Origin of the sequence: Yersinia enterocolitica (assembly GCA_002082245.2) — a bacterium.
In the GTDB taxonomy this organism is placed as follows: Bacteria; Pseudomonadota; Gammaproteobacteria; order Enterobacterales; family Enterobacteriaceae; genus Yersinia; species Yersinia enterocolitica_E.
Genome location: NBTC02000002.1, coordinates 1,432,994 through 1,445,015 on the forward strand (window position 1 = coordinate 1,432,994; position 12,022 = coordinate 1,445,015).

Genomic DNA, 12,022 nt, shown 5'->3' on the forward strand with positions numbered 1-12,022 from the left:
CCGCTGACCGGCCCTTCTCACGGTTACTTTGTCATCAATACCACAGGCTCATGATTGGCCAGCCCACCAGCAGCAACATTGAGATGTAGAACACCCCCATGATGCCACCCAGCCGCCAATAATCTTTCGATTTCACATAACCACAGCCATAGATAATCACACCAGGGCCAGTCGCATACGGCGTCAGGACACCCATGATCCCAATGGATAACACCAGCAGCATAGATAAATGTTCCATCGGCACACCACTTAAACCTTTACCGACCGCCAAAATAACCGGCAGCATGGTTGCCGTGTGGGCAGACAAGCTGGCAAACAGATAATGAGAGAAATAGAACACCAATACTAGCGCGACCACCGTCATATTCGGCGAGAAACCATCCAAATGGGTACTCATGGTATTGGCGAACCAATCAATGAAGCCCGACCGCGTTAAGCCATTGGCCATCACCACTAGTGTGGCCAGATTGACCAGCGTGTTCCAGGCACTTGAGTATTTAGTAATGTCTTTCCACGACACCACATGCAGTGCCAACATCAGGGATACTGCCAGCAACCCTACCGCCGTCGCATCAATGAATTTACCGCCAAACACCCATAAGCACAGGCTCAGCAGCACCAAACCAATTAGGATTGCTTCCTTGCGCGTTAACGCCCCCATCTCAGTCAGTGCTGTTTGCGCCCAAGCCGCTACCTCATCGCTTTTGGTCACGCCGGGTTTATACAACACATAAGAGAGCCAGGGTGCCACTATCAGTAAAATTAACCCAACGGGCAGGAACGCCAAAAACCACTGCATCCAGCCAATATGGACACCGGCAATTTTATTGACAAACTCGATACCCAGTACGTTAGGTGCCGCGCCAGTGACAAACATGGAGGAGCTGATACTGGTCCCGATCACCATCATCCACATTAGGTACCCCCCGATACGCCGTGACGACGGATCATTGGGGAATGAATCAAACAGGGGTGGCAGATTTTTTACTACCGGGAACACTGTTCCCCCGGTACGGGCAGTATTTGATGGTGTAAAGGGTGCCAACAGAATATCTATAATAACAATGGCATAACCCAACGTCAGGGTACGTTTGCCCATGAATTTCACCATGAACAGGGCGATACGGCGGCCAAGTCCGGTGGCTTCATAACCCAGCGCAAAGATAAATGCCCCAAACACCAGCCAGACAGTGGTACTGGAGAACCCGGCCAGCCCCCATTTTAAAGACTCTTTACCGCCGTTAAAGCTGGCATCAGCCACTTCAGCCGCACTAAATAGCACCCAATCTGAACTCAGTACACATATCGTCACGGCGATAAAGCTTATCGCGGTGGCTGGAATCGGTTCTAAAATCATCCCAACAATCATGGCGACAAAAATCGCAAAATAGCGCCAGGCTTGAGGTGGCATTCCTTCCGGGGTGGGAATCAACAGCAGAACAGCCAGCACCACAAAAGGCGCGAGCGCTTTCCATAATTTCTCTTGCGACTTCAACATAGAGATACTCCTATAGCTGTTACTGGTTCAATAACAACGCTATTATTTTTGTGAGGGAGATGATGAGGGAACTGCGCCAGAAACCAGGTTAGGATCAGCAGGTCAGCACTGCCGCCGGGACTAAGGTTGCGGGCGATACATTGGGTATCAAACATTCGCACCCGCCTCAGGCTGAGAGGAGAACCCATCCCTGCCGATGCGAGTGAAGCCAGAATCTCTGTCGCCTGCTGTTGCAGCCATTGCAGCCCGGCCATACCGCCACGGGATACCACATTGGTATCGCGGTTGACGGACATCAAAATCAGCAAAGTGTGCAATAAGGCATGGTCGGATTCCGCCCCGTTAACTAATAAGCGTTGGTAAGCCGGCAAGGCATAATTCAACACGGTAGCGAAGCCAGATTCGGCCTCGCCGCGTGCGCCGGTCAGGCCATAGTGATTGAACAGCCGTTGGCCCGCCGTTTGTTGTGGATTGGATTGACGCAACTCACGCTCTGTCAGCCCAGAGCACAGACGCGCCGCCTCCTGGCAAATAGCATCAGCGCTAATCCATTCACCTCGCGCTTTCAGCCGCCCCAACGCACAGCAAATTAATCCCAGCGAAAAAATGCTACCTTTATGGGTATTCACCCCCCCAGTGGCGTGGAACATACTATTTTCACACGCCAGTCCCAGCGGTCGCAGGCTGTTCAGTGCTGCCTGCCCACCAAGCTGAGCGTGGTTGATGCCCTGTTCTATAAAGCGCGGGAGCCACGGCGCAATAGCATCAGCACTGTGATAAAAATCGATCAGCGCCATATCCTTATGTGCACCACAATTGAAGCGATCCACCAGGCCCGGTTTCGGTGTCAGATTCACCTCTGCCAGCATGGCGCGATACGCCAGTGCGCCATATTTTTTGGCAAAGTCAGAGGAGGCGACAGGTGATTGAGCCGCCCTGTTGTCAGTGCGTTGCAGTTGTGGCATTGAGCATCAACTCCATCTGAACCAATAGTTGGTCAATACTGTGGGTTTGCGCGCGGGCACAGACATTGGCTGGACGGTGACAAAGCAGACAGCGGCGCGGCGCTAACCCCACATCACGGCGCGATAAGATTTGCCCCGATGCATCAAGCACATCGATATCCCATAACCGGCCCTGCGGGTGCTTTAGCTCAAGTAACAACGCGGCGTCCTTCACCTGTTCCGCAGGTAAATCCACCGCAATCAAACCTTCACAGCCGGTCGGCAGTGGAAAAATCTCTTGTTGCAACACTGGCCAACACTGCTGTTGACTTAGCGAGGTGATCGCCTGCCATGCCAATGCAAATAATTTGCGCGTCAATGGGTTATCTTTCACCGCACCGGGTGCCACCAACGTCAGTGAAATCAACGTCACCTGATGGCGAGCCAGCCACGCCTGTTGTCTGCTCTGACGGGACTCACGGCTGGTAAGTAACTCCGGTAAGCTGATGGGCCGGTTGGCCGCTAACGCAGGAGAGAGAGTGTTCATCGCCTACTCCTGTATTTGATGCACAACGTCAATTACTGAGCCGTCGCGATAGCGCACCACCGCTACGACGCGATCAGTAAATGCAATAGGTTGTGGCACGCCAGTCAGCAGTAACGCGCGCTGATGCAGCCATTCGATGGTGACTACGGCTAAACCGGCTTGCTGTAAGCGTTCTGCCAATTCGGGCCGGACTGGATTAACCGCAATACCATGATCGGTCACTAAAATATCGACGCTGGAGCCGGGCGTCACACAGGTGGTGACGTCATTGACCAGCGTCGGGATCCGGCCACGAACCAAGGGAGCGACGATGATAGAGAGTCGGGCGGCGACCGCCGTATCGCAATGGCCGCCAGAGGCACCGCGTAACACGCCATCCGAGCCGGTCAGTACATTGACGTTAAAACGGGTATCAATCTCCAGAGCACTGAGCACCACCACATCCAGTCGGTCGACTGACGCACCTTTCGAACTAAAATTGGCGTATTGATTGGCACTGATTTCGATGTGACGTGGATTACGGGCCAGTGAGGAAGCAGCCTGCCGGTCAAAGCTTTGCACATCCAACAACTTGGTAATCAGCCCTTTTTCGTGCAGTTCTACCATTGTTGAAGTAATGCCACCGAGGGCAAAAGCGGCAGTAATGTTGCGCCGCAGCATTTTATCCTCAAGGAAGCGCGTCACTGCCAGCGATGCCCCGCCGGTCCCGGTCTGCAAAGAAAATCCATCGATAAAATAGCCAGAACCGGCAATCACCTCGGCAGCTCGGCGGGCGATCAGTAACTCACGAGGATTCGAGGTCATTCGGGTGGTATCAGCACCGATCTTGTCGGCATCACCGACCTTTTCAACCTGTACAATCAGGTCAACTTGATCTTGGGTAATACTGGCTGGATGATGGGGATAGGTCACCACCGCTTCTGTCAGCAATACCACACAGTGTGCATATTCTGCATCGACTCTGGCATAGCCCAACGAGCCACAACAGGCATTACCGCTAAAGCCATTGGCGTTACCAAATTCATCACAGGCCGGTACGCCGATAAAGGCAATATCGATAGTCAGTTCGCCGGATTCAATCAGATTAACCCGGCCACCGTGGGAGTGAATCTGTACGGGTTTAGCCAGTAACCCACGAGAGATCTCCTCTGCCAACGGCCCGCGCAGACCAGAGGTATAGATCTCACTGACCACCCCATTGCGGATATGATCCACCAGCGGTGAATGGCAGTCGCTCAGCGAGCTGGAGGCCAGACGCAGATTTTTGAATCCCATGGCGGCAATGGTATCCATCACCAGATTCAGGGTTAAATCACCAGCACGAAAAGCATGGTGAAAGGAGATAGTCATGCCATCTTGCAACCCGCAACGGCGGATAACTGTCTCCAGTGAGTCACATATTTTGATATCACGGGGTTTCTGCGCCTGTAAATTCGCTTTCGAGGTGTTTTGATACAGGTGGTACGCCGGGCCGTTATCCTGAGTGCGACTTAAGCTTTCTACTCGTTGTTGCCTATTCATCTTTTATTCCTCACGCAGGCCACTGACCGCACGTTGCAAAACCAACCGTGCCCGTTCAATCACCGGGCTATCTACCATCTTGCCGTTCAGGGAGACCACCCCACGTCCTTCGGCTTCCGCCGCCGCCGCCGCATCGACCACGCGTTGTGCGTGGTGGACTTCCTTCTCGGTCGGGGCGTAGAGGTTATGTAGCAGTTCGATTTGCCGTGGGTTAATCAGCGATTTGCCATCAAAGCCCAGTTGTTTGATCAATGCGGCTTCCTGCAAAAAACCGGCTTCGTTGTTGGCATCGGAATAGACGGTATCGAAAGCCTGAATTCCAACAGCGCGGGCCGCCTGCAAAATTGAACAGCGCGCAAACAGCAGCTCAATACCTTCTGGTGAGCGCTCGGTACGCAAGTTACGCACATAGTCCTCCGCACCTAATGCAATCCCCATCAGGCGCGGAGATGCCTGTGCAATAGCCAGTGCCTGAGTAATCCCTTGTGCTGACTCAATCGCGGCCAGCAGACCTGTACTGCCAACGTCACGGCCGCATTCCGACTCGATACGGCTGATCTCGCGTGCCATATCGGTCACATCTTGCGCACAGTCAGTTTTGGGCAGACGTACAATATCGGCCCCCCCTCGGACCACCGCTTCCAAATCGGCCAGTCCGTAGGCTGAGTCCAACGCATTGACTCGCACAATGGTTTCCACATCTTGATAAAGCGGGTGTTGCAAGGCGTGATAGACCAAACGTCGGGCGGCATCTTTTTCGCGCAGAATAACCGAGTCTTCCAGATCGAACATCAATGCATCAGCCTGATAAATAAAGGCATTGCTTACCATTGCAGCATTAGCGCCAGGAACAAATAACATGCTGCGACGCATTCTGTTTTTCATTTCAGGTTTCATCACGATACTCTCCATGGCAGAATTTTTTCGTCACTTGCCCTGAGTAGCGCGGTTTCCAACCGTGCCTGCAACACGCAATCCAGTGCGCCTTTATCGTCAATAATCAGTTGCACTCCGCTTAGCCGATACTGTTCCAACAGCGCTAAAACGCTGTAACGAATAGCTTCACCAAACTGCTTATCCACACTGCTATGTATTTGCAGATCTATTTCGGGTGGATTTAATGGCGCAATGCGCACCATCACGTCGCTCGACTCCAGTGTTCCGGCGACGGCCTCTCTGATAATTTTCATTTTTCACCTGATTAACTTGTCTTCAAATTCGAGATTGCTGATCTACGTATCTGCACCTATCTTTGTGCCCTGCTTTATTCGACTAAAACAGGGCTGGATCCTTTGCTGAAGCTACCTTTTTTGCCCGCTGCGCCAGCAGGCGTTGTAGATAGTGGCAGGTGGCGGGGGGGACCAATTTACGAATGGTTTCGCCATCCCCCTGAGCCAGTAATTTGCGTACCCAAGAGGCAGAAATAGCGGTGTTGTGATATTTAAGGCGCTCAATTTCTACCAGTGAGATGGGGGGATAGACTAATAACGGGGTTTCCAGCCAGTAGCTCATGTCATGGTTATATTTGGCGGTCACGGTACAAAACGGTTCGGTACCAACAAAGCGGTGAGTGACACCCAATGCCGGGGCCAAATATTGACGGAATATCTTCAGATCGATTTCGGTATAACAGTCATCGGCCACACCTTGATCTTTAATGAAATAACACGGGAAAGTGGCACGAGAGATCATATATTCCGAGCCTGGATGCACGGTAAGATTGGCAATATCCTCGGTGCCACTGAGCACTAATTGCAGGCGATCTTCATAAGGGAAACGCGAGTTATCTTCTTTCACCAAAAACAGGTGCAACCAATCACACTGTGCCGCGGCCTGGCGGACTAAATATTGATGCCCACGGGTAAACGGATTGGCATTCATTACAATGCTGCCAATTTTTTGTCCCGGTTGGCGTAACTGGCTTAGTTGTTTGGCATAACGCTGCAAGCGGCAGGCGCTATTTTCCATCAACACCACAATACCGGGGACACTGGCTATCGGATAAAAGCCACAGGTTTTAAATAAGTCTTCATTCTTGGTCTTGGTATAAATAAACAGATGGCTATGGTGACGTTCATAGGCCAAATTGACCAGTTCGGTCGCCAGGGTCAGCGCCAATCCTTCCCCCCTAACCTGCTCACTGATTGCCACGCATTTGATAATATTGCCGGCAATCCCGCCACAGGCCACGAGTTGTTCATTACGGCTTACGGTAATAAATACGTCAACAGTGGTATCTATATTCAGATCGTTTGCACGCAAGAAACGTGTTATTTCTGCAATTTGCTGATGCTCTGAACGATTAATTTGACTAAATACCGTATCCATAATTCACTCTCTAGCATAACGTTTATATAACAAATAAAACACAAGTTAAACTCCCGATAATCAGGCAAGTCAAAGCGTGCGATTTAAATTAAAAATTCACATAAAAACAACAATATAAAATAACCATTTAAAAACTGATTTTTAATTCCAATTAATTTACGACCACATGCTAAACATAAAAATAGCGTGGTTAATTGACCTATTTCACATATAAGAGAGTAAATATAAGTTATTTAATGGTTTTAATTTCTTTAATTATTAATATTATTTTTTATTTCTCTTAGCTATTTAATTATTGCTTAAATTCACTTATGTTAATGCCTGTGCTAATGGTCCATATGTTAATTAAGGTGAGTAGCATGCCCAGTTCCTCTTCAGGTTCTTCCCCATTACGCAAATTAAAATGGCACGGCCTGAAATGGAGTCGCTTGAAGAATATTGCCTTCCCGCTGCGTATATTTTTGCTGCTATTAACCGTCTCGATCATTTTGGTTGGTACACTTGATCGTTTTCTGAGCCACAGTTTTGAACAATATTTACTGGATCAGGTCAGTAAAACCGCGATGAATCAGGCCAAGATTATCGCCGCGATGGATTCGGTGGTGGCTGCAGTAAAACGCCGCGATAAAGCTCAGTTAGCACAAATTGTGGGGCGGTTAGGTGATACCTCAGATCTTGATTATCTGGTGATTGGCGATACTCAGTCGATTCGTCTGTATCACCCTAATCCGCAAATGATTGGTTATCCGATGCAATGGACGAAACCCGGTGCGCTGGAACGAGGTGAAAGTTATATCATTTTCGGTAAAGGCTCGATGGGGGAAGCGATGCGGGCCAAAACCCCGATCCGTGACGAACACGGACAAATCATCGGGGTCGTTTCTCTGGGCTACCTCATCAGCAAGATTGACCACTGGCGACTCATTTATCTGCTGCCACTCACTCACTCGTTTATCATGGTGCTGATTGTATTGCTATTGTTGTCATGGCTGTTTGCACACCACATCCGCCGACAAATGATGGGAATGGAGCCGAAAGAGATAGCGCGGGTATTGCGCCAACAAGAAGCCTTGTTTGGTGCCGTATTTGAAGGGCTGCTGGCGGTTGATCCTGAGGGAAGGATCACTGCAATCAATCAAAATGCGCGTAAAATGCTGCACATCTCCGCCACACCACAACAGTTAATAGGTTGCAACGTCAGTGAAGTGGTCTCACCTGACCATTTCTTCCTCGATCAAACCGGCGATAACCGTCAGGATGAGCTATGTACCTTTAATGGCTTGAATACTATCGCCAATCGGGCGGGTATTTGGTCTGAAGAGGGGGTGTTTCAAGGCTGGGTGGTGAGCTTTCGTAGCCAGGATGATATTCATACTCTTAGCGTCCAACTGAGCCAGATTAAGCAATATGTCGAGAATCTGCGCACGGTACGCCATGAACACTTGAACTGGATGTCAACCATCAGTGGGTTATTGCAGATGAAAGAGTTTGATCGGGCGCTTGAGATGGTAAAAACCGAGTCTTCATCCCATCAGGCTCTGATTGATATGTTACGTACCGCGTTCAGTAACCGGCAAATTGCCGCTTTACTCTTCGGTAAATACCACCGGGCCAAGGAGTTAGGGCTGAGCTTGAACTTTATTCCCGGTTGCCAGTTGGGCATACTGCCGCCCACCATCGGGGAGAACGAATTGGCTGCCATCATGGGGAATTTACTGGATAACGCTTTTGAGGCTAGCTTGAAGAACCCGGAATGCGATAAACAGGTTGAGATTTACCTCTCTGATGAAGGGGATAACTTGATTTTGGAGGTTGCTGACCACGGTTGCGGTATCGATCCACAACTGCAAGATAGCTTATTCGAACGCGGTATCAGCTCTAAAAATTCAGACGAACACGGGATCGGCCTGTACCTGGTAGCCACCTATGTTCAGCAAAGTGGCGGCACCATTACGATAGAAGAAAATCCGCCGCGCGGCACCTTATTTACGGTCTTTATTCCGAAGACGCGTTGATCTCAAAGATGAGGAGATCCCATGGAATGGCTTAATATTTTAGTGGTAGAAGACGAAACACCGCTGGCAGAGATGCATGCAGAATTTATCAAACAAAGCAGCTATTGCCACGAAGTTTGGCTCGCGGGTAACTTGCAACAAGCCCGCAGCATGGTGACGCGTTTCAAGCCTGATTTGATTTTGCTGGATAACTATCTGCCCGATGGTAGTGGCCTGGAATTACTGCGTGAGATGACCTTACAGGGTTTCTCTGGTGGCATTATTTTCGTCACTGCTGCCAGCGATAGTGAGACGGTATCTGAAGCAATCCGTTATGGGGTTTTTGATTACCTGATTAAACCGGTAGCCTATGAGCGGTTGGAGCAGTCATTAGCCCGTTACAGCCACCGCCATCAGGTATTACAAGATGGTACCAAGGTTAATCAGCGCCAGATCGATGAAATGTATAATACCTATGCCCGTGGTGAACAGAAAGTGACGCTACCATTAGGCATAGACCAGATGACATTGGACAAAATCCAAACCCTATTCAGTGATAACACGGCGGAGTACACCGCAGAAACTGTCGCCCAGGTTCTGGGATTAAGCCGTACTACGGCACGCCGTTATCTGGAGTTCTGTGCCACTAATCAGGCCCTACAGGCAGAAATTATTTATGGCAAGGTGGGTCGGCCACAGCGGATTTATCGCAGTAAAAAATCAGCGTAGTTGGCACGACTCTCCACTCGACAGCAAAGGCGTTCCACCGTCAATCACGTGGAGCGCTTCATTTCTCAGATAATAATTGCCTAGTTAATAATCAGATTTTTCCTGCATCTGTTAAGCCTCTAACATTTTTGATAACAATTATTGCTACAACAAAGATTGATGAGCATCATGCAGGCTAGGTTCCGTAATACAGAAAAATCATGATTAATGTTGCATTGATAGATGACCATATTGTCGTCCGTTCTGGGTTTGCCCAACTGCTCTCGCTGGAAAAAGATATTCGCATTATTGGTGAGTATGGTTCGGCAGCACAGGCGTGGGCCGAACTACCGAATATCGATGTGCATGTTACCGTTATGGATATTTCGATGCCGGATGAAAGCGGGCTAAGTCTGCTCAAACGTCTGCGTCAAACCATGCCTCATTTTCGCGCAATTATTCTGAGTATTTATGACACCACCGCCTTTGTGCAAAGTGCGATGGATGCGGGTGCCAGCGGCTATCTGACTAAACGCTGTGGGCCGGATGAATTGGTTCAGGCGCTGCGGACGGTCAATGGCGGCGGCCTCTATCTGTGTGCCGACGCACTGCGAGCACTGCGTTATATACCACAACATCCGCCACAACTGGCAATATTAACGCCACGCGAGAAAGAGGTTTTCCAATTGTTAATCAATGGAATCAGTGTTAAATCCATTGCCGAGCAATTGTCACTCAGCCACAAAACCGTCCACGTCCATCGAGCCAATATTCTGGGCAAACTCAACTGTGAAACCACTGTCGAACTGGTGCATTTTGCCCTACAGCATCAGTTGTTGGCAGGTAACTAAGTATGTTGCAGCTACGGTCGGTGGGGCTATCGCTGTTTCTGACCATCTTCTATTCTCTGAGTTGGCTCGCCCTGTGGACCATCAGTTTTTATCTCAGTAATGACGGTTTACACGCCGTTTTACTGCTGCCGCAAGGGCTACGGCTGGCCTTAATGATTCTGCTACCCCGCCGTTATTGGCCGGTACTGCTGCTGGCCGAATCTGGGATGTTGTGGTGGTTGTATAGCGAAAAGTTACAAGTTACGGCCTTAATTGTGCTTTCATCGGCGCTGAGTTTATTGCCCGCCTGGCTGAGTCAACGTTTCTGGCATCACTACACCCTTTATTGGCAACGGCTGTTACTTTTACTCACTGCGGTGACGGGCAACAGCTTACTGCACGGCTTCGTACTGGGTTTTTGGCTACCTTTATCGTTAACGCAGACCCTGCTTGCCACCTTTACCGGCGGTATTTTGCTAGTCCCCTTTACCTATCTTATCTATGAATATTTAAAGCAGCAGCACATCCGTAACCTGTTTTCCCAACAGATGCCCGATCCGCCGCTGCGTACCTCGCTACTGATTTGGTGCTCGCTTATTTTTGCCATTGGCGTGTGTATACAGGTTGCTATTACGCCGAATATGGAGCGCCTGTTGCTGATTTTTGTTTTTCTGCCCAATGTGTTTATGGCTTACAAATTCGGTTGGCAAGGGGGGGTATTGGCTGCGGTATTAGGCAGCCTGATGATAACAGTCACCCGTCAGGCCAGTGGCGCGTTTCATGACCTGGCGGAACTGGAGCTGTTCCTCTCGACCCAAGCCCTGCTGGGGATGACGCTGGGTATCGCTATCAGCCGTCAGCAGCAACTGACACAACATCTGCACCGTTACCGCAATCAGTTAGAACAAGAATTACAAACTCGCCGCAAACTAATGGAGCGGTTGGTGCATACCGAGGAGGATGTGCGCAAAGAGATTGCACGCGAGTTGCATGATGAGATTGGTCAGAATATCACTGCAATTCAAATCCAAGCGATGTTAGTCAACCGCAGCGCCCCCTCCGCGGCAGCGCAATCCGCAGCAAATCAGATAAGCACCCTGTCGCAACGTATTCATCAAACCACGCGCCAACTGTTACGCCAGTTACGTCCGCCAGTTCTGGATGAAATGCCGCTGGATCAAGCACTGCACCATCTGGCTGAAGAATTTGCTTTTGCCGAGCAAGGTATCAACTTCCAACTGGATTATGCGCTGCCACCCGACCCTGGTGAAGATGCAGTGATATTCACCCTGTATCGATTGGTGCAGGAGTTATTGAACAATATTAATAAGCATGCCAAGGCACACAATATTCACGTCAGCCTGCGCATCGGTAACAATATCATCACGCTGGACGTGCGCGATGATGGCATGGGTATTCCGGTACAACCGCCTGGAGGTGGTTTTGGCCTGCGTGGCATTGAAGAACGGGTGCGCGCACTGGGGGGAGACTGGTTACTGCAACGCCGGCTAGGTACCCGGGTGGTGGTCAATCTACCCACTCACGTCCGCAGTAATGACACTGTGAACCTGCCCACAAAATTGAATCAAAAGTCTTCATAAATAAGCATTATTCCTAGCCGCCTAAAACCTTGTCTCATCTCTTTCACTTTC

11 protein-coding genes are annotated in these 12,022 nt (G+C 49.9%); 4 read left to right on the top strand and 7 right to left on the bottom strand.

Going from position 1 to position 12,022, the window contains the following annotated elements; all coding sequences use genetic code 11:
• Positions 1-34 precede the first annotated feature (34 nt).
• From A6J66_007940 to citC, 7 genes are all read right to left on the bottom strand, one after another.
• Positions 35-1,498 (bottom strand): anion permease, encoded by a 1,464-nt coding sequence (locus tag A6J66_007940; protein PNM24134.1) that lies wholly within the window; start codon positions 1,496-1,498, stop codon positions 35-37.
• Positions 1,492-2,463, bottom strand: a complete 972-nt coding sequence (gene citG / locus A6J66_007945; GenBank protein PNM24135.1) for a triphosphoribosyl-dephospho-CoA synthase CitG — start codon at positions 2,461-2,463, stop codon at positions 1,492-1,494. Before citG ends, A6J66_007940 begins: the two co-directional genes overlap by 7 nt.
• Positions 2,441-2,989: a citrate lyase holo-[acyl-carrier protein] synthase gene (gene citX, locus A6J66_007950; GenBank protein ID PNM24136.1), complete on the bottom strand. Its 549-nt coding sequence runs from the start codon at positions 2,987-2,989 to the stop codon at positions 2,441-2,443. Before citX ends, citG begins: the two co-directional genes overlap by 23 nt.
• A gap of 3 nt (positions 2,990-2,992) precedes the next feature.
• Positions 2,993-4,510: a citrate lyase subunit alpha gene (citF, locus tag A6J66_007955; protein ID PNM24137.1), complete on the bottom strand. Its 1,518-nt coding sequence runs from the start codon at positions 4,508-4,510 to the stop codon at positions 2,993-2,995.
• Between the two features lie 3 nt (positions 4,511-4,513).
• Positions 4,514-5,410, bottom strand: coding sequence for a citrate (pro-3S)-lyase subunit beta (citE, locus tag A6J66_007960; protein PNM24138.1), 897 nt, complete (start codon positions 5,408-5,410; stop codon positions 4,514-4,516).
• Positions 5,407-5,700 carry a citrate lyase acyl carrier protein gene (citD, locus tag A6J66_007965; GenBank protein PNM24139.1) on the bottom strand — a complete coding sequence of 98 codons (294 nt, stop codon included), beginning with the start codon at positions 5,698-5,700 and terminating at the stop codon, positions 5,407-5,409. The genes citE and citD overlap by 4 nt, the downstream gene beginning before the upstream one ends.
• An 82-nt stretch (positions 5,701-5,782) precedes the next feature.
• Entirely contained in the window at positions 5,783-6,838 is a 1,056-nt protein-coding gene (citC, locus tag A6J66_007970; GenBank protein PNM24140.1) for a [citrate (pro-3S)-lyase] ligase, read from the bottom strand.
• Positions 6,839-7,197: 359 nt separating this feature from the next.
• Between citC and A6J66_007975 the strand changes: the two genes are divergently transcribed.
• The 4 genes from A6J66_007975 (at position 7,198) to A6J66_007990 (ending at position 11,971) form a co-directional block, all read left to right on the top strand.
• Positions 7,198-8,853, top strand: a complete 1,656-nt coding sequence (locus tag A6J66_007975; GenBank protein PNM24141.1) for a histidine kinase — start codon at positions 7,198-7,200, stop codon at positions 8,851-8,853.
• Between the two features lie 21 nt (positions 8,854-8,874).
• Positions 8,875-9,561 (top strand): response regulator, encoded by a 687-nt coding sequence (gene dpiA, locus A6J66_007980; GenBank protein PNM24142.1) that lies wholly within the window; start codon positions 8,875-8,877, stop codon positions 9,559-9,561.
• A gap of 200 nt (positions 9,562-9,761) precedes the next feature.
• Positions 9,762-10,391 carry a DNA-binding response regulator gene (locus tag A6J66_007985; protein PNM24143.1) on the top strand — a complete coding sequence of 210 codons (630 nt, stop codon included), beginning with the start codon at positions 9,762-9,764 and terminating at the stop codon, positions 10,389-10,391.
• 2 nt (positions 10,392-10,393) lie between these two features.
• Entirely contained in the window at positions 10,394-11,971 is a 1,578-nt protein-coding gene (locus A6J66_007990) for an MASE1 sensor histidine kinase (GenBank protein PNM24144.1), read from the top strand.
• Positions 11,972-12,022: the final 51 nt, after the last annotated feature.

Coding starts and splice junctions, on each gene's coding strand:
- citG (PNM24135.1), bottom strand. CDS start 2,463: ATGCCACAACTGCAACGCACTGACAACAGGGCGGCTCAATCACCTGTC.
- citC (PNM24140.1), bottom strand. CDS start 6,838: ATGGATACGGTATTTAGTCAAATTAATCGTTCAGAGCATCAGCAAATT.
- citD (PNM24139.1), bottom strand. CDS start 5,700: ATGAAAATTATCAGAGAGGCCGTCGCCGGAACACTGGAGTCGAGCGAC.
- A6J66_007985 (PNM24143.1), top strand. CDS start 9,762: ATGATTAATGTTGCATTGATAGATGACCATATTGTCGTCCGTTCTGGG.
- citF (PNM24137.1), bottom strand. CDS start 4,510: ATGAATAGGCAACAACGAGTAGAAAGCTTAAGTCGCACTCAGGATAAC.
- A6J66_007940 (PNM24134.1), bottom strand. CDS start 1,498: ATGTTGAAGTCGCAAGAGAAATTATGGAAAGCGCTCGCGCCTTTTGTG.
- A6J66_007975 (PNM24141.1), top strand. CDS start 7,198: ATGCCCAGTTCCTCTTCAGGTTCTTCCCCATTACGCAAATTAAAATGG.
- citX (PNM24136.1), bottom strand. CDS start 2,989: ATGAACACTCTCTCTCCTGCGTTAGCGGCCAACCGGCCCATCAGCTTA.
- A6J66_007990 (PNM24144.1), top strand. CDS start 10,394: ATGTTGCAGCTACGGTCGGTGGGGCTATCGCTGTTTCTGACCATCTTC.
- dpiA (PNM24142.1), top strand. CDS start 8,875: ATGGAATGGCTTAATATTTTAGTGGTAGAAGACGAAACACCGCTGGCA.